The organism is Methylobacterium cerastii (assembly GCF_022179125.1).
GTDB lineage: Bacteria > Pseudomonadota > Alphaproteobacteria > Rhizobiales > Beijerinckiaceae > Methylobacterium > Methylobacterium cerastii.
Window position 1 is genome coordinate 56,407 of the sequence record NZ_BPQG01000030.1, and the last position, 20,647, is coordinate 77,053.

Sequence of the window (20,647 nt, forward strand, 5' to 3'; positions counted from 1 at the left end):
CCCCGTCGTGAGGGCTCCGCATGACGTCCCCGCCATGACCGCGCAGGCGGCATCAGAGTTGCGATGATCCCCTTCGACCTGCGGTCGCCAACGACCGGCAACGCCTTGAAGCCCGACAGCGCGCATTCCCTGCGCGATGCCGAGGCGAACGAGCGCTGGCCGGTGATCGACGGCATCCCGTACCTTCGCATCGGCCGCGCCGACCTTGTCGCCCGCGCCCTCGTCCACCTCGACGCCAAGGAGGCAGACGCCGCGCTCGCGCTGCTGCTCGCCGACCAGGACGACTGGTGGACCGGCCCGCTGGCCGACCCGGCCGAGCTCGCCGAGCTGATCGCCGGCCGCGCGACGGCGACGTTGCGCGATGCCGTCCGCCTGCTCGGCTGGGGCCGCGTCGGCGACTACTTCCTGCATCGCTGGAGCGACCCGACCTATCTCGCCGGGCTCGCCCTGCTCGAAGCGCATTGGAACGATCCGATCTGCGTCTTCGAGTTCGCCTGCGGCATCGGTCACTACCTGCGGACCCTGAAGCAGCGCGGCTGCAAGGTGGCGGGGGCCGACGTGGTCTTCGCAAAACTCTGGGTCGCCCGGCATTGGGTGGTCGGGCCCGGTGCGCAGCTCGTCTGCTTCGACGCCGGCTCGGAGCATTGGCCGATCCCCGGCGCGCCGGTGGACCTCGTCGTCTGCAACGACGCGTTCTACTTCCTCGACGACAAGGCGACGCTGCTCGACAACCTGCGCCAGAACGCCGGCGACGACGGCTGGCTCGCGCTCAGCCATATCCACAACAGCGACAGGCCCGGCTTCTCGGCCGGCCGCGCGGTCTCGGCCGACGAGATCGCGGAGCTGTTCCCCGACGCCCTCGTCTACGACGACGACGAGCTGACCGCGGCGCTCGCCGCGGCGCGGGCGCCGAGCCCGCGGGCGCCGTCGGAGCTCCGCGGCTGCGAGGCCTTCTCCGTGGTCGCCGGCCCCGGCATGCGGCCGGCTCCGCGCTCGGTGATCGACGGGCTGACGCTGCCGAAGGCCGGCGCGGACCTCGTCCTCAACCCGCTCTATCGCCGCGACGCGGCGGGGGCATACCGCATCGCCTGGCCGTCGGAACGCTACGAGGCGGAATACGCCCGGTCCGTCACCTACCCGTTGCGGTCGGACGGTCCCGAAGGCCTGGTCTTCGCCGGCGGCGTCGCGGCGCCGGAGGTCGGACGGGTGCGCAGCCGCGAATTCGTCGATCTGCCGGAGCGCTGGTGATGGATGCGGTCCGCTGGGGCATCGTCGGCTACGGCTGGGTCGCCCGCGACTACATGGCGCCGGGCATCCGCGGGGCCGACCACCGGCTCGTCGCGGTGTGCGATCCGGGCGCAGCCTCGCGCGCCGCCGCCGAAGCGGAGGGCGCGCGCGCCTACGACAGCTTGGACCGCCTCATCGCCGACGCGGAGGTCGAAGCAGTGTACGTGGCGACGCCGAACCACCTCCACCGCCAGGCGGTCGAGGCGTTGTCGGCATCCGGCAAGGCGATCCTGTGCGAGAAGCCGATGGCGGCGACCTTGCGCGACGCCGAGGCGATGGCCGAGGCGGTCGGGCGTGGGGGCGCGTTCTACGGCACGGCGTTCGACCAGCGCCATCATCCCGGCCATCGCGCCATGCGCGACCGGATCGCGCGAGGCCAGCTCGGCACGGTGACGGCGATCCGCATCGTCTACGCCTGCTGGCTCGGGCGCGACTGGGCCGCCTGTCCCGGCCAGGACAACTGGCGGATCGACCCTGCCCAAGCCGGCGGCGGCGCGTTGATGGACCTGGCGCCGCACGGGATCGACCTCGTCGACTACCTCCTCGGCGAGTCCCTGGTGGACATCACGGCCCTCACGCAGATCCGTGCGCAGGATTACGCGGTCGACGACGGCGCGCTGCTGATCGGCCGGACGGCGGACGGCGTGCTGGCGAGCCTCAACGTCGCCTACAACTGCCCCGACGCGCTGCCGCGCCGCCGCCTGGAAGTGGTCGGCACCAAGGGCCTGCTCACCGCGATCGACACGATGGGGCAGACCGCCGGCGGCACCGTGTCCTTCACCGACGGGGCCACCGGCCGCTCGGAGCCCGTCGCCTTCGGCGCCGAGGCGTCGCCCTTCACCGAGCAGGTGCGGGCCTTCGGCTCGGCGCTCAGGCGGCCCGCAGAACGGGACGCCTACTCGGCGGCGCGCGACCTCCACACCATGCGGCTGATCGCGCGGGCCTATGGCGCCGCGTCACAAGCAGACGGATCGAACACGTGACCGAGAACGACCAGGACACCCGGGCCCGCGATCCGCGCATCAAGGCGCCGCGTCCCTACGGCTTCGGCGGTCCGCGCAAGATCGAGGGCCTGCCCCAGAACCTGCCGGAGCCGGTGCGGGCCTATCTCGACATCCTGCCGCCCGGGCGGATCGTCGGCTTTCCTCTGGCGCCCCTCGACCGCACCGGCATCCCGGTGTGGTTCGTCTCGCTGTTCCTCGACGACCCGTTCTTCGTCGGTGCGATGCCCTCCGGCATCGGCTACGGCGCCACCGACGACGAAGCGCTGATCGGCGCGGTGGCCGAGATCGCCGAGAACCTGATGCCGTCGCTCGCGGTGATGCCGCGCAAGAAGGAGCGCGCGAGCTACGACGACCTCGTGCGGGTCTACGGCGCCGGTTCGGTCGCCGACCCGCTGACCCTTTGCCTTCCGGCCGGCTCGCCGGTCGGGCGCGGCACGGTGATGGAATGGACCGCCGCCACGCGGGCCAAGACCGGCGAGATCGTGCTGATGCCGCTCGACATCGCGGCCACCGACTATTTCGAGCTGTCGGAGGGCTACAAGCCCTTCACCAACCTGATCACCAACGGGCTCGGCGCCGGCCCGGACGTGCCGTTCGCCCTCGGCCACGGCGTATTGGAACTGCTTCAGCGCGACGGCAATGGCCTGCTGTTCCGGGCGCTCGACCAGGGCGTGATGCTCGACGTCTCGCAGGGCCTGGGTCCTGAGACGCAGGCGATGCTCGACCGCCTCGACGCCCTCGGCATCCGGGTGCTGCCGAAGTTCGCCACCGACCAGTTCGGGCTGACCAACCTCTACGTCGTCGGCTACGACAAGAACCCCGCCGACACGCCCGTACCGATCGCGTTGTCGGCCTGCGGCGAGGCCTGCGACCCGGACCGCGAGCGGGCGCTGCGCAAGGCGCTGCTGGAGTTCCAGGCCGCCCGCGTGCGCAAGGCCTTCGGCCACGGACCGCTGGCCTTCGCCGAGCGTGTGACGCCGCCGGGCTACGTCGGCGCCTTCATCGAGAAGGCGCTGCCGAGCCTCGACCTGGAGGAGAGCCGCGCCCTGAAGGCGATGCTGGAATGGATCGTGCTGCCGCCCGAGGGCCTGCGCGACGTCCTGAAGGACACGGTCTATTCCGAGCGCGCGACGAAGGCGTTCACCGACCTGCCGACGACCCCGGCCGCCGACGGCCACGCCCGCGGAGAGATCGCCTGCGAACGCCTGGAGCAGGCCGGGTTCGACATCCTCTACGTGGACTGCTCGCCCGCGGGCGGCGCCGTCGGCGTGGTCAAGGCGATCGTGCCGGGGCTCGAAGTCGAGACCATGAGCTACTACCGCATCGGCGAGCGCAACGCGCGCAAGCTGATCGAGCGCGACCACCCGTTGATCAAGTTCGGCACGCCGAGCGAGACCCTGCTGCCGGTTCGCCTGACGCCGGAGGCGCTGGACCGGTTCGGCGGCCAGCCGCTGTTCGACACCGCCTTGGCGGAATCGATCGTAGGCAGCCACTATCCGCTCTACCGCGAACCGGAATCGCACCACGCCCCGTTCCGCCTGGAGCAGCAGGGGAGGGCCGCATGAGCTTGCGCTTCGCCTACAACACCAACGGCGCGGCCAACCACCGCCTCGACGATGCGATCGACCTGATCAAGGGCGCCGGCTACGATGGCGTCGCGCTGACGCTCGACATCCACCACCTCGACCCGTTCGCCGAGGGGTGGGCAACGGAAGCCGGCCGGGTGGCGAGCCGCCTGGAAAAGCTGGAGCTCGGCTCGGTGATCGAGACCGGCGCCCGCTTCCTCCTCGACCCGCGCGCCAAGCACGAGCCGACGCTGGTTACCGCCGACGCCACGGCGCGCGCGCGCCGCATCGGCTTCCTCAAGCGCGCGATCGACATCGGCGCGATGCTGAACTCCGAGGCGGTCTCGTTCTGGGCCGGCGTGCCGAAACCCGGAATCGACCCAGCCGAAGCGCGGGGCTGGCTCGTCGACGGCTTGACCGAAGTGGTCGCCTACGCCGCCGTGAAGGGCGTCGTGCCCTGCCTCGAGCCCGAGCCGGGCATGCTGATCGAGACGCTGGACGACTTCGCTGCGCTCAAGGTCGAGGGCCTGCGGCTCGCGCTAGACACCGGCCACTGCCTCGTCACCGGCGAGCGGGACCCGGCGGCGGCCGTCCACGAGTTCGCCGGCCGCGTCGGCACGGTGGCGATCGAAGACATGAAGCGGGGCGAGCACATCCACCTGCCCTTCGGCGAGGGCGACATGGACGTGCCCGGCATCCTCGACGCCCTGGAGGCGATCTGCTTCGACCGGCTGATCTGCGTGGAGCTGTCGCGCGAGAGCCACCGCGCCGACGCGATGATCCCGGCCTCCCTCGACTACCTCCGCAGCTGCCGGCGCGACGGGCCGGCCCTCCCGGACGACCAGGAGACCCGGCGGCAATGAGGATCTGCTTCGTCAGCCGGCGCTACTTCCCGGCGATTTCCGGCATGAGCGTCTACGCGCAGAACCTGTTGCGGGAGCTGGTCCAGGCCGGCCACGACGTGACGATGATCTCGCAGTATCGCGGCGACGCCTTCGGCACCCGCGTCTACGGCGGCGGCCCGCCGCCACCGGTCCCGGGCGTGCGGGTGATCGGCCTCGAACAGGTCGGCGAGCAGACGGACGGAGACTTCGAGCGCGACATCGACATGATGGTCGCGACGATCCGCGCCGAGCACGCGGCCAAACCCTTCGACGTGCTGCACGCGCAGTACGGCTACCCGACCGGCTGGGCCGTGCTCCTGGCCTCCAAGGCGCTCGGCGTTCCGAACGTGGTCTCGATCCAGGGCGGCGACGGGCACTGGGTCGGGTCGTGCTGCGAGACCCACCGCGTCGCGATGTGCGAGGTGCTGGCCCACGCCAACGCCCTGCTGATCGGCGGCGCCTCGTTCGTGGACGAGGTTTGCGAGCGGCTGGGGTCCGATCCGGCGCGCTTCACCATCGTGCCCGGCGCGGTCGACACCGCTCGTTTCACTCGAGGCGGCGACGGCTTGCCTGCGCCGCATGACGGTCCGATCCGCCTGTTCTATCACGGCCGCGTCGACCGCCGGAAAGGCGTGCTCGACTTCATCCGGGCCCTGGCGATCCTGCGCGAGCAGGGTACACCGTTCGCCGCCACGATCTCCGGCATCGGCCCCGACGTGGATTCATCTCAGGCCCTGTCGGCCGAACTCGACTTCGGGGAACACGAGATCCGCTTCACCGGCTACGCCGACTACGACGCCGTGCCGGCCCTCTACGCACAGGCCGACGTGTTCGTATCGCCGACCTATGCGGAAGGCTTCTCCAACACGATCCTCGAGGCGATGGCAGCGGGCCTCGCCGTCGTCTCCTGCCACGCGGTCGGCGTCTCGGACTGCCTGCGTGACGGGGAGAACGGCCTGCTGACGATGCCGGGCGACGTGCCGGCGCTCGCCGAGTCGCTGACGCGGATCGTCACCGACGCCGCCTTGCGCCGCCGTCTCGCCGGGGCCGGTCTGGAGGAATGCCGCCGGGTCTATTCGTGGACGGCAGTCGGCCGGCAGATCATGGCGGTCTACGGCGACATCGTCCGCGATACGCCGGCGACGGGCTTCTCGAACACGCTCCCGCATGATCCAAGCTGCCGGTTCCGGGCCGAGCCGCACCTGCTTTAGACCGATGCCCACAGCGCTTGCCCTCTCGCCCCACCTCGACGACGCCGCATTCTCCTGCGGCGGGACGCTGGCGACGCTGGCCGCGTCCGGCTGGCGCGTGGTGATGGCGACGGTGTTCACCCAGAGCGTCGCGGAACCCGCCGGGTTCGCGCTCGCCTGCCAACTCGACAAGGGGCTCGACGCGTCGGTGGACTACATGCGCCTGCGCCGCGCCGAGGACGCGGCGGCGGCGGCCCACCTCGGGGTCGAGGTGCGCCACCTGCCGTTCCGCGAGGCCCCCCACCGCGGCTACGGCTCGGCACCGGAGCTCTTCGCCGAGGTCCGGGCCGACGACGCGGTCGTCGAACACCTGGCCCCGGCCTTCGGGGCGCTGATCGCGGAGACCGCGCCGGATTTGATCCTCGCGCCGCAAGCGATCGGCGGCCACGTCGATCACCTGCAGGTGGTCGCGGCCTTGCGCAGGATCGCGCTGGATCGCCCGATGCTGTGGTGGCGCGACTTCCCCTACACCGTGCGCCAGGCGGTGCCGAAGGCCCCGCTCTCCAGCGCCTTCGCCGGGTTGCCGGTCCGCGAAATCGTCCTCGACGCGGGCGCGCAGGCGGCCAAGGCCGAGGCTTGCGCGGCCTACGCGTCGCAACTCGGCTTCCAGTTCGGCGGCCTGGCCGGGCTGGTGAAGCGCCTCGGCGCGGAGGCCGGGCGCGAGCGCTTCGCGGTCGAGGGCATCCTGCCCGACGACTGCCCCGGGTTCGATGCGGCCGCCTGAGCCGGCGACGCCCAAGAGCCTCGCCGACCCGGAGGCGCTGGCGGCGCGGCGCACGCTCCGCGACGGCGCCCACGTCGCGCCGCTGCGCGTGCTGGCGGCCCGGATCGCCGCGGAGTTCGGCGCGCCCGCGCCCGATCCGGACCCCCTCGACGGCGGCGTCCGCGCGCGCCTACTGCTCCTGCTGGAGACTCCGGGGCCGGCGATCGGGCGCACCGGATTCGTCTCGCGGGACAACCCGACCGGGACCGCGGCCAACCTGTTCCGCTTCCTGGCGGAGGCGGACATCGCCCGCGTCGACACGCTGATCTGGAACGCGATCCCCTTCGTGATCCATGCCGAGGGCGCGCTGAACCGGGCGCCGCGCCGCTCGGAGATCAAGGCGGCCGCGCCATGCCTCGCTCCGCTCATCGCGCTGCTGCCCGACCTCGCCGTCGTCGTGCTCGCGGGCCGCGTCGCCGGCATGGCCGGCGACACGATCGCTGCACTGCGGCCGGACCTCCCGGTGCTCATGATCCCGCATCCGAGCCCGACCTACGTCTGCACCGCGCCGGAGGTGGCCTCGCGCATCCGCGCCGGGCTCAGGCAGGCCGGCGTCATCCTGCGGACATGCGGCGCGGCGAGAAGCGGCGGGGCAGCGCCCGGATGAGACCATCGCGGTCGCCGGCCACAGGTGGCTGAACCTGGATCGCCGAACGCGCGTCGCTGGCCTTGGAGCGCCGATGGTCCTACATGCGGGGCAACGGGCAACGGCCCGAAACATCCGGCATCGAACCCGCGGCCCGCTCGCCGGCCGGGCGGGATATCCGGCGGAGGCGGACGCCGATCGGAATGAACGTCCACGACCAACATCGCGGAACGCGCGATCATGCCGAGCGGGATCCCACCGGGACGACCTTGCCCGACGCAACGACCGCGGCCGAGGGCGCCGCGAGCAAGCGCTCGCGCAGCCGCTACGCGTGGCTCGGCACCGCCGCCAGCATCATCCTGTTCGCCGTCTCGCTCGGCGTCCTGTGGAAGCTCGTCCAGACCGTCACCTGGGCGGACCTGCGCAAGGCCTTCGTCGACGCGAGTTCCGACCAGCTCGGCCTCGCCTTCCTGTTCGTCTTCGTGAGCTACCTCTTCCTCACCGGCTACGATGCCCTGGCGCTCCGGCAGCTGCGGGTGACGGTGCCCTACCGGATCACGGCGCTCGCCTCGTTCACGAGCTACGCGGTGAGCTTCACCCTCGGGTTCCCGCTGCTGACGGCGGGCACGATCCGCTACTGGATCTACTCGCGCCAGGGGCTCACGGCTGCGAAGATCGCGGCGCTGACGGTGATCGCGGGCTTCACCTTTTGGCTCGGCATGGGCGTCGTGCTGGGCTTAAGCCTGATCATCGAGGCGAGCCAGCTCGCCGGCCTCGCCTTCACCTCGATCCGGATCAACCAGGGCGTCGGGCTGTTCGCGCTGGCGCTGGTACTCGGCTATCTCGCCTGGGTCTCGGCCAAGCGCCGGCACGTCACCATCCGGCAATGGCGCCTGGAGCTGCCGGGCGCATCGGTCTCCCTCGGGCAGATGGTGGTCGGCATCGGCGACGTCTGCGCGGCGGCGGCCGTCCTCTACGTGCTGATGCCGGCCGGCCTCGCGATCGGCTTCACCACCTTCCTCGCGATCTACGTGCTTGCCGCGATGCTCGGCATCGCTTCGAACGCGCCCGGCGGCCTCGGCGTGTTCGAGGCGACGATCCTGCTCGCGTTGTCGAGCCTGCCGCGGGAGCAGGTGCTCGGCTCGCTGCTGCTGTTCCGGATCTGCTACTACGTCGTCCCCTTCGTCACCGCGCTGGCGATGCTCGGCGCCTACGAGATCGTGAAACGGGCGGGCCGTTCGCGCGGAGACCCGTGATCCGCGGCGGCCCCGGCGATGCCTGAGCGCGCGATCGGCCGGGCGGCCTGGACCGGCGCCGCGACGGCCGTGTCGCTCGTCGGCCTGTTCGCCTACCATCGCGACCTCCTCGACGGGCCGCTGATCGCCGCGGGCCTCGCGGCCGTCTGCGTCGGCGGCGTTCTTGCTGCCCGCGGGCGCGACGCCATCGCCGCCGCGCCGAGCCTGCGGCAGACCGAGCGCCACGCGGTAGCCGAGGCGCTGCTCGCCAACATCCCCGACCCGGTGATCCTGGTCGATCGCCGCGCGGTGGTGATCGAGGCGAATCCGGCGGCGCGCGCCCTGCTCCCGACGCTGCGCCTGCGCCACCCGCTCTCCTTCGCCCTGCGGGCGCCGGACGTACTCGACGCGGTCGAGGCGGTCCTGCGCACGGGTGCGCCCTCGAAGACCACCTACGCCGTCCGGGTGCCGACGGAGCGCGCCTTCGAGGTACAGATCGGCGCGTTGCCGATGCCGGACGGCGGCCAGCCCAACGTGGTCCTGTTCCTGCGCGACCTCACCGCCGCGCGGCGGCTGGAGGCGATGCGGGTCGACTTCGTCGCCAACGCCAGCCACGAGCTGCGCACCCCGCTGGCCTCGCTGCTGGGCTTCATCGAGACGCTTCAAGGGCCGGCGCGGGCCGACGCGCCGGCGCGCGAGCGCTTCCTCGGCATCATGCACAGCCAGGCGCAGCGCATGACCCGGCTGATCGACGACCTGCTCTCGCTCTCGCGGATCGAGCTGCGCGAGCACGTGGCGCCGACGCAGGTGGTCGACCTCGGCACGATCGCCCGCCAGATGGTCGACGCGCAGGGCGCGCTCGCTGCCGCCCGCGGCGTCGCCATCACCCTGGAAGCGGGCGAGGGGGCGTACCCGGTGCTCGGCGAGCCGGACGAGTTGCTCCGCGTCGTCGAGAACCTCATCGAGAACGCGGTGAAGTACGGCGGCCGCGGCGTCGTCGTCGCCCTGGATCGGACGCGGGACGCGCTGCACGGCAGCCGCATCGTGCTCAGCGTGCGCGACGACGGGCCGGGCATCGCCCCGGAGCACCTGCCGCGCCTCACCGAACGCTTCTACCGGATCGACGTGGCGTCGAGCCGGCAGAAGGGCGGCACCGGCCTCGGGCTCGCGATCGTCAAGCACAGCCTCAACCGCCACCGCGGCCGCCTCGCCTTCGAGAGCGAAGTCGGCGCCGGCACGGTGGTGCGGGTCACCTTGCCCGAGCACCGCGCGCGGGAAGCGTCCGAGCCAACGGACGCCGCAGATCAGCCGTAGGCGGCGATGGCCCGGGCGCAGCCGGGCTCGGCCACATCGAGCCCCGAGCCGACGTATTCGTTGAGCTTGTTGCGCAGCGTCCGGATCGAGATGCCGAGGATCTTGGCCGCATGGGTGCGGTTGCCGAGGCAGTGGTCGAGGGTGTCGAGGATCAGGTCGCACTCGACCTGCGCCACCGTGCGGCCGACGAGGCCGCGGGTGGCGGCCTCCGCCACCTGCGCCGCCCGGGTCGCGGCGCCGACCGGCGCGGCGATGGAATCGCCCTCCGGCGTCAGGATCGCGTCGGCGCCGATCTCCGGGCCGGAGGCGAGTAGCACCGCCCGGTGCAGGGTGTTCTCGAGCTCGCGCACGTTGCCGCGCCACGGGTTCTTGACCACCATCTCCTGGGCGGCGCGGCCGAGCGGCCGCACCGGCACGCCGTTCACCTCGGCGTACTTCTTGGCGAAGTGCGCGGCGAGTTCGAGGATGTCGGCCGGGCGCTCGCGCAAGGGCGGCAGCCGCAGGTGGACCACGTTGAGGCGGTAGAACAGGTCCTCGCGGAACGTGCCCTTGCGGACCTCCTCGGCGAGGTTGCGGTTCGAGGTGGCGAGCACGCGGATGTCGACCTTGACCGGGGCCGAGCCGCCGACGCGGTCGATCACCCGCTCCTGCAGCGCCCGCAGCAGCTTGGATTGCAGGCGGACGTCCATCTCCGAGATTTCGTCCAGCAGCAGCGTGCCGCCGTTGGCCTCCTCGAACCGGCCAATGCGCCGGGCGACGGCGCCGGTGAAGGCGCCCTTCTCGTGGCCGAACAGCTCGGATTCGAGCAGGGCCTCGGGGATCGCGGCGCAGTTGACCGAGACGAACGGGCGGTTTCCACGCGCCGACTTCTGGTGGACGTGGCGCGCCAGCACCTCCTTGCCGGTGCCGCTCTCGCCGGTGATCAGCACCGAGGCCTCCGAGCGGGCGATCTGCTCGGCCAGGCGCACCACCTTCTCCATCGACGCGTCGCGCCAGACGAAGGCGCGCCCGTCCGCCGAGACCGCCTCGAGCACGGCGGCGATCAGGTCCGGGTCCGGGGGGAGGGGGATGTACTCCTTGGCGCCGGCCTGGATCGCGGCCACGGCGGCCTTCGCGTCCGTGGTGACGCCGCAGGCGACGACGGGGGTGCGGATGCGCTCCTCGGCGAGCGCCGCGACGAGGTCGCGGATCGAGAGCCCGACGTCGATCATGACGAGGTCGGCGCCCTTGGCGCGCAGGACGTTCATCCCCTGCGCCACGCCGTCGGCTTGCGTCACCGCCGCGCCGCGGTTCATCGCGATCTTCGAGGCGGTGATCAGCTCGCCGTTGAGCCGTCCGATGATCAAGAGCCGCATCGCGGTGTCTCCGTTCCAGGTGTCGTGGCGCCGCGGGCCGCCCCGCCGTCGAGGGCGGAGCGCTAGGCGCGAATTTCAGGGGGTCAGCGGTCGCCCTTGACGATCTCGGTCATCGTCACGCCGAGGCGATCCTCGACCAGGACGACCTCGCCGCGGGCGACGAGGCGGTTGTTGACGAAGATGTCGACCGCCTCGCCGACCTTGCGGTCGAGCTCGAGCACCGCCCCGGGGGCGAGGCGCAGCAGGTCGCCGATCGGCATCCGCACGGCGCCGAGCACCGCCGAGACCATCACCGGCACGTCGAAGAGCTGTTCGAGGTCGGAGGCGCTCTTCGGGGTGGTCGGCGTGTCGCGGATGGATTCCTCGCCCGCCAAGGACGGGTCCTGGTCGCCGAGCTGCGGCAGGCTGAAATCGTCGGACATCGGGTTCTTTCGATCGCTCAGGGTTCGACGGACGTGCCGAGGGCATCGAGCACAGCGGCCTCGATGCGGGCGCGCTCGCGCACGATCCCGCCGTCGGCCCACTCGATGCGGGCGTCGCCCGACGGCATGTCGGGATCGCCCAGCACCACCAGGCGGCCCTCGTAGCCGCGCTCGCGCGCCAAGCGCTTCATCAGGCTCTCGGCCTCCTCGACCAGCCCGTCGTGGACGCGCACCACGAGGTGGGGCACGCCGCGCAGGTGCTGCAGGGCGGCGCGCGCCGCCTCGCCGATCGCGGCCAGCGGCCGGGCGTCGAGGGCGTCGCCCGCGATCTTGCGGGCGAGCAGCACCGCCACCTCGACCGCCTGGTCCTCGCGCTCGGCGTCGCGGGCGTCGGCCTGGGCGATGAGCCCGGCGGCGGCGAGCGACAGGCGGGTCATCGCGTCCGACAGGCGCGCCTGCGCCTGCGCCTCGGCCTGGGCGCGGCCCTCCTGCACGCCGCGGGCGTGGGCCTGGGAAGCGGCCTCGTCGGCGGCCTCGGCCGCGCGCATGCTCTCGCGGCTCGGCTGCGGCCGCCGGAAGTCGGTCTCGAACAGGAACGGCGTCGTGGTCGCGCTGGATCGGGCGTTCAATAGACCAGCTCCTCTTCGGCACTGTTCTTGGCGATCATGATCTCACCCTTGTCGGCGAGGTCCTTGGCCAGCTCGGTCATCTTGGCCTGGGCCTCGTCCACCTCCTTGAGGCGGATCGGGCCGATCGAGCCCATCTCGTCGGTGAGGTTCTTGGCGGCGCGCGTCGACATCTGCGCCAGGAAGAAGCCGCGCACGCGCTCGTCGGCGCCCTTCAGCGCCCGGCACAGGGTCTCGTTGTCGACCGAACGCATCAGCGTCTGGACGCTGCCGGGATCGAGCTTGAGCAGGTCCTCGAAGGTGAACATCAACTCGCGGATGCGCTTGGCCGAGCCGCGGTTGCCCTGGTCGAGGGCGGCAAGGAAGCGGCTTTCCGTCTGCCGGTCGAAGGCGTTGAACACGTCGGCCATCATCTCGTGCGCGTCGCGGCGGGCGGATTGCGCGATGGTGGCGACGAACTCGACCCGCAGCGTCTCCTCGATGTGGCGCAGCGCCTCCTTCTGCACCGTCTCCATCCGCAGCATCCGGTTAAGCACGTCGATGGCGAACTCCTCCGGCAGCAGGGTGAGCACCTTGGCCGCGTAGTCGGAGCGCACCTTGGACAGCACGACGGCCACGGTCTGCGGGTACTCGTTGCGCAGGAACGCGGCGAGGATCTCGGGGTCGACCTGGGCGATCGAGGCCCAGACGCGTTTGCCCGAGGCGCCCTTGATCTCGGCCATGATCAACGAGACCTGCTCGGTGGGAAAGATCTTCAGCAGCAGCGATTCGGTGCGCTCGAAGTTCGAGGTGATGCCGCCGCCGCTCGAGAGCCGCGAGACGAAGTCGATGATCAGCTTCTCGACGGTCTCGGCCTCGAGCGATCCGAGCTGGACCATGGCGTGCGAGACCGTCTTGATCTCGTCCTCTTCCAGGCGCTGCCAGATCGGCGCGCCCTCGGCCTCGCCGAGGAGCAGCAGCAAGGCGGCGGCACGCTGGGGCCCGGGCATCGACGCGAACGTCGTCCCGCCGAGATCCTGCAAGCTCTGACCCAGTCCCGTACCCCCCGCCATCGTCCCGTTCTCTCCTCAAGCCACCGAAATCTTCGCTCGAACCACACCGCCTACGGCGTCTCCTGGATCCAGTTGCGCAGGACCTCCACAGTCTCGGACGGGCTGGCGCGGACCATGTCGACCACACGCTGCACCGTGTCGGCTTGGATCTGCCCGTTGATCTTGGCGAACTCCATGAGCTTGGCGGTCTTGCTCTCGGGCACCAGGATGGTGCCGTCGGCGGCGGCCTCGATCCCTGCGCCGGCCACCACCGTGATCATCGGCGTCGCCGACGGGTCGGAGGCGAGCACGCGGCGCAGGAGCGGGCGCACCACCGCCATCAGCACGATCAGGGTGAGCAGCGCGAGCACGCCCAGTTCCACAATCCGCAGCAGGTCTTCCTTGCTCGGGCTGAGCAGCGACTGGACCAGCGTCGGCTCGACGAAGTCGGCTGGCGCCGGCGCCTCGGCGAAACGCAGGTTCACCACCTCGATCTGGTCGCCGCGCGCCTTGTCGAACCCGACGGTGCTGCGCACCAGGGCGGCGATCCGCTCGATCTCGGCGGCGGGGCGGGGCTGGTAGGCGACCTTGCCGTCGGCGCCCGGCACGTAGGCGCCGTCGACCAGCACCGCGACCGAGAGGCGCTTCACCCGGCCGCCCTCGACCACTTCGGTCCGGGTGACCTTGGAGATCTCGTAGTTTGTGGTCTCCTCGTTCTTGTTCGAGGAATCCTTGGGCGCCGGCGCCTTGTCCTGGTTCGCGCCCGGCAGCTCGTTGCCGACGCTGACCGAGCCCTCGGAGTTGGCGGTCTGCGAGGCCTCGGTGCGGGTCTGGCTGGAGCGCACGACCCGGCTCTCGGGGTCGAAGGTCTCAGACCGGCTCTCGACGCGGTTCAGGTCGAGCTCGGCCGAGACCTGCACGCGGGCCCGGCCCGGCCCGACGATGCCGGCGACGATCTCCTCGATCTGCGAGCGCAGGCGGCGCTCGAGGCCGGTCTGCTTCTCCTCGAAGGCGCCGGCCTCGCCCTGCTCGCCCCGGGCGCCGTCGGCCAGCAGCCGGCCGCGCTCGTCGACGATCGAAACGCGCTCGGGCTTCAGTCCCTCGACCGCGGAGGCCGCCAGGTGCCGGATCGCGCGGACCTGGCCCGCGTCGAGGTCGCCCATCAGCTTCAGGACGATGGCGGCGCTCGGCTGCTCGCGGTCGCGCTCGAACAGGCGCCGCTCGGGCATGACGAGGTGGACGCGGGCGGCCTGGACCCGGCCGATCGCCCGGATCGAGCGCGACAGCTCGCCTTCGAGGGCGCGCAGGTGATTCACGTTCTGGACGAAGTTGGTCGAGGAGAAGGCGTCGCCCTTGTCGAAGATCTCGTAGCCGACGCCGGCCTGGCTCGGCAGGCCCTTGCCGGCGAGGTCCATGCGCAGGCGCGGGAGGTCGGCGCGCGGCGCCAGAACGGTCTGGCCGGTGTCGCCCTTGGTCTCGTAGCGGATGCCGCGGGCGTCGAGGTCGCGCACGACCGCGGCCGCATCCGAGGCCGAAAGGTCGGCGAACAGCACGCCCATGTCGGGGCGCGAGACCCGCAGGATGACGAAGGCGAAGAAGCCGATCAGCGTCAGCGTCACCGCGGCCATCGCCGCGAGGCGCGCCGGTCCGAGCTTGGTGACGAGATCGAGAACCGGCTTCACGGCTGTTACGCACCCACCCCTGGGGGGCGCCGACGACGGCGCCACCCGGCAGAATTTGCCCAGGCCGTGGTTAGCGTGTGGTTAACGAAGTGGAGGGCTTGGTCCCACGCGAAGCCCGGAACGCAGCGAAGCCGCATCCGCGGGGTGGCGGATACGGCTTCGCGTGAAACCGGCGTCGACCGCGCGGACTGGACCGCGTCGGACGGGGCACGGGGTCGAGTCAGTGGCGGTAATGCTGGATGCGCGTGGTGCGCAGGCCGGCAAGGCCGTGCTGGTCGATCGAGAACTGCCAGCTGAGGAACTCCTCGGTGGTGAGGGTGTAGCGCTGGCAGGCCTCTTCCAGGCTCAGGAGGCCGCCGCGGACGGCGGCAACCACTTCGGCCTTCCGGCGGATCACCCATCGACGGGTGCTCGTAGGCGGCAGGTCGGCGATCGTCAGTGGACTTCCATCTGGCCCGATCACGTATTTCACTCTCGGGCGGTGCGGTTCGGTCATGGTACGCTCTACAACTCGACTGACCTGTCGAGACACCAACCTACTTGCGCGAGCTTAAAACATGTTGAAGCGGATCACTCGGAAGTGATTCGTCAGCTCGAGGTTGTGGACAACCCGATCCCGGTGACCCTGGACAGGGGCACGCGCGAGGTGCCGATGATCAGAACCGGGCTCGCGCCGCTGAGGTCGACCTTGTCGACGCTGCCGCTCATCGCCGTGGCGACCTGCACCGTGGCGCCGGTGGCGTCCGAGGCCGAGACCTTGATCGTGTAGGTTCCCTCCGGCGCCGCGAGGCCCGACGAGTTCTTGCCGTTCCACGAGAAGGTCTGGCTGCCGGCGGCGAGCGACGTCGTCTGCGTGCCGACGACGTTTCCCTTGGAGTCGGAGATGGTCACCACCGCCTTGGTCGCGTCGCGCGCCGGCGTCAGGTTCCAGGTCGCCGAGCCGTCCTTGAGGTCGGCGGTGGTGCCGTCGGTGGTCACGTTCTTGCCGATGTAGCTCGTGGCGGAGGCCGAGCTCGCCGCCTTGCTGTTGGCCAGGATGCTGTCGAGGCGGTCGTTGCCCTTCAGCTGCTGCTCCACCTGGGCGAACTGCACCAGCTGTTGCGTGAACTGGTTGGTGTCCATCGGGTCGAGCGGGTTTTGGTTCTTGAGCTGCGTCGTCAGCAGGGTCAGGAACTGGGTGAAGTTGCTCGCCAGCGTCGCGCTGTCGGCGGTCTTGCCCGCGGCGCTGGAGGCGGCCGCGCTCGTCAGGCTGGAAATGCCGCTGGTCATCGGTGGGCCTCCTCAGATCCGGATGTCGAGGCCGCTCAGGCCGCGGAGCGTGCGCAGGGGCGCGACCTCCGAGACGGCGGCGTCGGAAGGGGTGGTGGGCAGGGCGTTGCCGCGGCCGGGCCGGCCGTCGCGTTGCGCGGCCTCGCCGCCCGAGCCGCCGTCGCTTCGCAGCGACATGGTGATGCCGCCCTGCGACGGGTCGAGCCCGGCCTGGGCCAGCGCCTGCTGCAGGCTGCCGGCGTCGCGTTGGAGCATCGCCAGGGTCTCGACGCGCTCGACCACGAGATGCGTGGTCACGGTGCCCTTGTCCTTGTCGATGTCGAGGGTGACGTCGACGCGGCCGAGCTCAAGCGGATCGAGCCGGATCTGGAACTCGCTCGAACCGGCGAGCGAGCGCAGTCCGATCGTCATCGGGACTTGTCCGAGCGGCACGGGCGGCGCGGCCGCCGCGACCGGAGCCTTGTCCGCGGCGGCCGACGCCTGACCAGAAGACGCGGCCTGGGTCCTGGCGACCGGATCCGGGGTGCCGGGCCCGGCCGAGGCCACATCGGTCAGCGCGGCGAACAGGTCGGCCTTGGTCGCAGGCGCGGCACCCGCATCCGTTCCCGCGACCGCGTCGTCGCCCTTCGCGCTCGCCGCAGCGCCCGGCCGGCCCGCGGCCTCGGCCGGAGCGGCGCCCGCTGCCGTCCCGGCGATGCCGACGGCGGAGGCCGCTTCTGCGGCGGCGGCAGCAGGTGGCGTCGCGGAGCGGCCGGTCAGGGCTGGTGGTGGAGCATCGAGGATGAGCGCGACCGTCGGGGCCGCGAGTAGAGTCTCGGGCGCCTTCGGATCGGCAGCCTTCGCGTCGGACGAGGGCGCCTCGGCCTTCGTCTTGGCGTTTTCCGGGGCCGCGGTAACGGGGTCCGCCTTGCCGTCGTCCGATGTCGAATTGGTCTTGGATGGCGCGTCGGCCGTGGGCCGCGCCGTGTCGGCGCCGCGGGTCACGGTTCCTGTCGAAGCCGTCGCGGGACGCGGCGTCCCAAAACCCGTCCGATGTGGGCTGGCCTTTGCCGGCGCGGCGGGCGCGTCGCGGGTCGCAGCAGCGGATTGGCTTGCCGCCCGGGCGGCCTTGGCGTCGGCTGAGGCGAGGTCGGCAGCTTTAGCGCGGTCGGCGCGTCCGAGCGCGGCGGCGTCGGCGCTGCGCCCGCGCTCGGCGGCGTTGCGGGCCTGGGCGTCGTCCTTGGCGGTCGCCGCGTCGAGGTCGCGGCCGAAGCGGGCGCGGGCCGCCGCCGCATCCGTCGTGTCGCGCGTCGCCGTGCGGGCGGAGGCCCACGCGGTCGCATCCACGAAATCCATCGTCCCAACTGCCATGCCCGGCCTCCTGCACCGATAGGAGCAAACGGCAGGCCAGCGCCGGAAATTGTTCAAGGCACTGATAAGTTTGATTTTTCTCAGACCGATCGAGCAGTTCGCGCGGTGGGCGAGGGCGGTTGCTGCCGTGTGCCCGGCAGGACTTGCCGGCTCAAGGCGCCCGCGGAGCGGGCCGCGCCCTGGAAACGCCGGGCGACACACACTATAGACAGCCCTGGGCGGCGGGACCTTAAGAAGGCCCGCGCCGCCGTCAGACCCGGCGCCATGAATTCCCTCGACCTTGCCAAGCCTCCGCACGAGACGCGCGTCGTCGTCGCCATGTCCGGCGGCGTCGATTCCTCCGTCGTGGCCGGGCTGCTGAAGCGCCAGGGCTACGACGTCGTCGGCATCACCCTGCAGCTCTACGATCACGGCGCGGCGACGCACCGCAAGGGGGCCTGCTGCGCCGGCCAGGACATCCACGACGCCCGGCGCGTCGCCGAGCGCATCGGCATCCCGCACTACGTCCTCGACTACGAGGACCGCTTCCGCGACGCGGTGATCGACCGGTTCGCCGAGAGCTACCTCGCCGGCGAGACGCCGATCCCCTGCGTCGAGTGCAACCGCTCGATCAAGTTCCGCGACCTGCTCGCCACCGCGCGCGACCTCGACGCCGACTGCCTCGCCACCGGCCATTACGTCGCGAGCCGGGCGCTGCCGGGGGAGGGCGGTCGTCGCGCGCTCTATCGCGCCCTCGATCCGGCGCGCGACCAGAGCTACTTCCTCTACGCCACCACGCAGAGTCAGCTCGACTTCCTGCGCTTCCCCCTCGGCGAGCTGCCGAAGGACGAGACCCGGCGGCTGGCGCGCGAGCTCGAGCTCGTCGTCTCCGAGAAGCCCGACAGCCAGGACATCTGCTTCGTGCCGCAGGGCCGCTACGCCGACGTGATCGCGCGGCTCCGCCCCGATGCCGCGCGCCCCGGCGAGATCGTCGACCTCGACGGCCACGCCCTCGGGCGTCACGAGGGCATCATCCACTACACCGTCGGGCAGCGGCGGGGCCTGCGCCTGGCCTCGCCCGAGCCGCTCTACGTGGTCCGGCTGGAGCCCGACACCGCCCGCGTTGTGGTGGGCCCGCGGGCGGCGCTGGCGACGCACCGCATCCGGCTGACGGACGTGAACTGGCTCGGGGCTCCAGGCCCGGTCTCCGACATGGCCGTCGCTGTGCGGGTGCGCTCGACCCGCGAGCCCCGCCCCGCGCGGCTCGACTACGACCCCGCGACCGACACCGCCGAGGTCGTCCTGGCCGTCCCCGAGGATGGGGTCTCGCCGGGGCAGGCCTGCGCGATCTACGCGGACGAGGCCCCGCGCGCGCAGGTCCTTGGCGGCGGTACGATCCGGCGGGTGGCCGCCGCCTCGGCGGACGCCGCGAAAGCCGCCTGATACAAGAGCTGCCTGATAAGAGCCGCCCGATCCGCCGCGGCCCGAACCGATCATCCCCTCGAAAATCACGAGAGAACCTGAATGCTGAGCGAGCCGGAGGCCGGGCCGAGCACCGCCCTGATGCGCAAGGCCTATGCCCGCTGGGCGCCGGTCTACGACGTGGTCTACGACAAGCTCACCGAGCCGGCGGCCCGCGCCGCGGTGGCCGCCGCCGCCGAGAGCGGCCCGCGGATCCTCGAGGCCGGCGTCGGCACCGGCTTGTCGCTCGGCTACTACCCGCGCACCAGCTTCGTCTGCGGCGTCGACCTCTCCGAGGACATGCTGAAGCGGGCACGCCGTAAGGTACAGCGCCGCGGCCTCGCCCACGTGAAGGGCCTGCAGGTGATGGATGTTTGCCGCCTCGGCTACGCCGACGCCTCCTTCGACGCGGTGGTGGCGCAGTTCCTGATCACCCTCGTGCCCGACCCGGAAGCGGCTTTGTCCGAGTTCCTGCGGGTGGTCCGGCCCGGTGGCGGCATCGTGCTCGCCAACCATTTCGGGCAGACCGAGGGGCCGGTGGCCAAGGTCGAGGAGATCGTCGCGCCGCTCTGCACCAAGATCGGCTGGTCTTCGGACTTCAAGTCGACGCGGATCGAGGCCTGGGCCCGGCGCAACGGCGTCGAGTTCATCGGCGTCGCGCCGACCTTCCCAGGCGGGTTCTTCAAGATCCTGCGGATGCGAAAGCCGGCGTGATCGCGGACGGCGCGACGCCGCCCGGTCCTCCGCCCTCAGCCCGGCGCCGGCTGTGGCGCTGGCTGCCGCTCGCCCTGCTAATCGCGCTCTCGATCGCGGTGCTGGTCTCGGGCGCGTCGCAGCTCCTGAGCCTAGACCGGCTGCTGGAGTCGCGGCAATGGCTGCGCGCCTTCGTCGAGGCCGACCGTCCGCGCGCATTGGTGCTCGCCTACCTGGTCTACGTCGCCGCCGTCGTCGTCTCGGTGCCGGCGACGCTGATCCTGACGATGGTTTGCGGCTTCCTGTTCGGCATCGTCGCCGGCGCCCTCGTCGCGGTCTGCGCCGCCACCACCGGCGCCGCGATCGTGTTCTCGATCGGCCGCGGGCCGGCCTCGGACCTGCTGCGGCGGGTGGCCGGGCCGCGGCTCGGTGCGCTGGCCGAGGGCTTCCGCGACGACGCCTTCGGCTACGTCGTGTTCCTTCGGCTGCTGCCGCTGTTCCCGTTCTGGATGACCAACCTCGCCCCGGCCGCCTTCGGCGTCGCGCTGCGCACCTTCGTGCTGGCGACCGCCTGCGGCCTGCTGCCGGGAGCCTTCGTCTACGCCGCCACCGGCGCCGGCATCGAGGACGTGGTCGCCGCGCATGCGGACGCGAAGGTGGCATGCCTCTCGGCCGGCGGCACCGATTGCGAGAACGCCTTGAGCTTCCGCGCCCTGGTCACGCCGCGCATGGTGGTCGGCCTCGGCGGCCTCGGATTGTTCGCGCTGCTCTCGATCGTCCTGCGCCGGCGCTTCGTCCGGCGCGGCGCGCAATGACCGGGAGACCCGCGCCGACCCTCGCGTTTGCGTACTGAAAACGCGCGCCGGCGCCGGTCCCGCTGGCGATGCCCCC

General features: G+C 71.7%; 20 protein-coding genes. 12 read left to right on the plus strand and 8 right to left on the minus strand.

The window, feature by feature from the left end; all coding sequences use genetic code 11:
* Window positions 1-63: 63 nt before the first annotated feature.
* The 9 genes from MFF13_RS10585 to MFF13_RS10625 all read left to right on the plus strand — a co-directional run bounded on the left by MFF13_RS10585 (window position 64) and on the right by MFF13_RS10625 (window position 9,888).
* Window positions 64-1,248, plus strand: a complete 1,185-nt coding sequence (locus MFF13_RS10585; protein ID WP_238272154.1) for a class I SAM-dependent methyltransferase — start codon at window positions 64-66, stop codon at window positions 1,246-1,248.
* On the plus strand, window positions 1,248-2,270 hold the full coding sequence (locus MFF13_RS10590) for a Gfo/Idh/MocA family protein (protein WP_238272155.1): 1,023 nt from the start codon (window positions 1,248-1,250) through the stop codon (window positions 2,268-2,270). The genes MFF13_RS10585 and MFF13_RS10590 overlap by 1 nt, the downstream gene beginning before the upstream one ends.
* Entirely contained in the window at window positions 2,267-3,856 is a 1,590-nt protein-coding gene (locus MFF13_RS10595) for a YcaO-like family protein (protein ID WP_238272156.1), read from the plus strand. The genes MFF13_RS10590 and MFF13_RS10595 overlap by 4 nt, the downstream gene beginning before the upstream one ends.
* Window positions 3,853-4,719: a sugar phosphate isomerase/epimerase family protein gene (locus MFF13_RS10600; RefSeq protein WP_147828435.1), complete on the plus strand. Its 867-nt coding sequence runs from the start codon at window positions 3,853-3,855 to the stop codon at window positions 4,717-4,719. The genes MFF13_RS10595 and MFF13_RS10600 overlap by 4 nt, the downstream gene beginning before the upstream one ends.
* Window positions 4,716-5,951, plus strand: coding sequence for a glycosyltransferase family 4 protein (locus MFF13_RS10605; protein WP_238272157.1), 1,236 nt, complete (start codon window positions 4,716-4,718; stop codon window positions 5,949-5,951). Before MFF13_RS10600 ends, MFF13_RS10605 begins: the two co-directional genes overlap by 4 nt.
* A 4-nt stretch (window positions 5,952-5,955) precedes the next feature.
* Window positions 5,956-6,714 (plus strand): PIG-L deacetylase family protein, encoded by a 759-nt coding sequence (locus tag MFF13_RS10610; RefSeq protein ID WP_147828437.1) that lies wholly within the window; start codon window positions 5,956-5,958, stop codon window positions 6,712-6,714.
* Window positions 6,701-7,360: a uracil-DNA glycosylase gene (locus tag MFF13_RS10615; protein ID WP_147828438.1), complete on the plus strand. Its 660-nt coding sequence runs from the start codon at window positions 6,701-6,703 to the stop codon at window positions 7,358-7,360. Before MFF13_RS10610 ends, MFF13_RS10615 begins: the two co-directional genes overlap by 14 nt.
* A gap of 182 nt (window positions 7,361-7,542) precedes the next feature.
* Window positions 7,543-8,595 carry a lysylphosphatidylglycerol synthase domain-containing protein gene (locus tag MFF13_RS10620; protein ID WP_147754032.1) on the plus strand — a complete coding sequence of 351 codons (1,053 nt, stop codon included), beginning with the start codon at window positions 7,543-7,545 and terminating at the stop codon, window positions 8,593-8,595.
* Window positions 8,596-8,613: 18 nt separating this feature from the next.
* Window positions 8,614-9,888 carry an ATP-binding protein gene (locus MFF13_RS10625; protein ID WP_147828439.1) on the plus strand — a complete coding sequence of 425 codons (1,275 nt, stop codon included), beginning with the start codon at window positions 8,614-8,616 and terminating at the stop codon, window positions 9,886-9,888.
* On the opposite strand, the gene flbD is transcribed toward MFF13_RS10625, so the two are convergent.
* From flbD to MFF13_RS10665, 8 genes are all read right to left on the minus strand, one after another.
* Window positions 9,879-11,243, minus strand: a complete 1,365-nt coding sequence (gene flbD, locus MFF13_RS10630; RefSeq protein WP_147762252.1) for a sigma-54-dependent transcriptional regulator FlbD — start codon at window positions 11,241-11,243, stop codon at window positions 9,879-9,881. The genes MFF13_RS10625 and flbD overlap by 10 nt on opposite strands.
* A gap of 83 nt (window positions 11,244-11,326) precedes the next feature.
* Window positions 11,327-11,665 carry a flagellar motor switch protein FliN gene (gene fliN / locus MFF13_RS10635; RefSeq protein WP_147754029.1) on the minus strand — a complete coding sequence of 113 codons (339 nt, stop codon included), beginning with the start codon at window positions 11,663-11,665 and terminating at the stop codon, window positions 11,327-11,329.
* Between the two features lie 17 nt (window positions 11,666-11,682).
* Window positions 11,683-12,294 carry a FliH/SctL family protein gene (locus tag MFF13_RS10640; RefSeq protein ID WP_147754028.1) on the minus strand — a complete coding sequence of 204 codons (612 nt, stop codon included), beginning with the start codon at window positions 12,292-12,294 and terminating at the stop codon, window positions 11,683-11,685.
* Window positions 12,291-13,343 (minus strand): flagellar motor switch protein FliG, encoded by a 1,053-nt coding sequence (locus MFF13_RS10645; protein ID WP_147828440.1) that lies wholly within the window; start codon window positions 13,341-13,343, stop codon window positions 12,291-12,293. Before MFF13_RS10645 ends, MFF13_RS10640 begins: the two co-directional genes overlap by 4 nt.
* Before the next feature lie 50 nt (window positions 13,344-13,393).
* Complete coding sequence (fliF, locus tag MFF13_RS10650) at window positions 13,394-15,004, minus strand: flagellar basal-body MS-ring/collar protein FliF (protein WP_147828441.1); 1,611 nt, start codon at window positions 15,002-15,004, stop codon at window positions 13,394-13,396.
* Window positions 15,005-15,224: 220 nt separating this feature from the next.
* The gene (gene sciP / locus MFF13_RS10655) at window positions 15,225-15,500 is read right to left on the minus strand and encodes a CtrA inhibitor SciP (RefSeq protein WP_147728884.1); all 276 of its coding nucleotides are present in this window, start codon (window positions 15,498-15,500) and stop codon (window positions 15,225-15,227) included.
* Between the two features lie 92 nt (window positions 15,501-15,592).
* The gene (locus tag MFF13_RS10660) at window positions 15,593-16,273 is read right to left on the minus strand and encodes a flagellar hook assembly protein FlgD (protein ID WP_147828442.1); all 681 of its coding nucleotides are present in this window, start codon (window positions 16,271-16,273) and stop codon (window positions 15,593-15,595) included.
* A gap of 12 nt (window positions 16,274-16,285) precedes the next feature.
* Window positions 16,286-17,623, minus strand: a complete 1,338-nt coding sequence (locus MFF13_RS10665) for a flagellar hook-length control protein FliK (RefSeq protein WP_147828443.1) — start codon at window positions 17,621-17,623, stop codon at window positions 16,286-16,288.
* A 264-nt stretch (window positions 17,624-17,887) separates the two neighbouring features.
* On the opposite strand from MFF13_RS10665, the gene mnmA reads away from it, so the two are divergent.
* From mnmA to MFF13_RS10680, 3 genes are all read left to right on the plus strand, one after another.
* On the plus strand, window positions 17,888-19,045 hold the full coding sequence (gene mnmA / locus MFF13_RS10670) for a tRNA 2-thiouridine(34) synthase MnmA (RefSeq protein ID WP_147828444.1): 1,158 nt from the start codon (window positions 17,888-17,890) through the stop codon (window positions 19,043-19,045).
* Window positions 19,046-19,126: 81 nt separating this feature from the next.
* Entirely contained in the window at window positions 19,127-19,777 is a 651-nt protein-coding gene (locus tag MFF13_RS10675) for a class I SAM-dependent methyltransferase (protein WP_147751834.1), read from the plus strand.
* Window positions 19,774-20,571 carry a TVP38/TMEM64 family protein gene (locus MFF13_RS10680; RefSeq protein WP_147828445.1) on the plus strand — a complete coding sequence of 266 codons (798 nt, stop codon included), beginning with the start codon at window positions 19,774-19,776 and terminating at the stop codon, window positions 20,569-20,571. The genes MFF13_RS10675 and MFF13_RS10680 overlap by 4 nt, the downstream gene beginning before the upstream one ends.
* Window positions 20,572-20,647 lie beyond the last annotated feature (76 nt).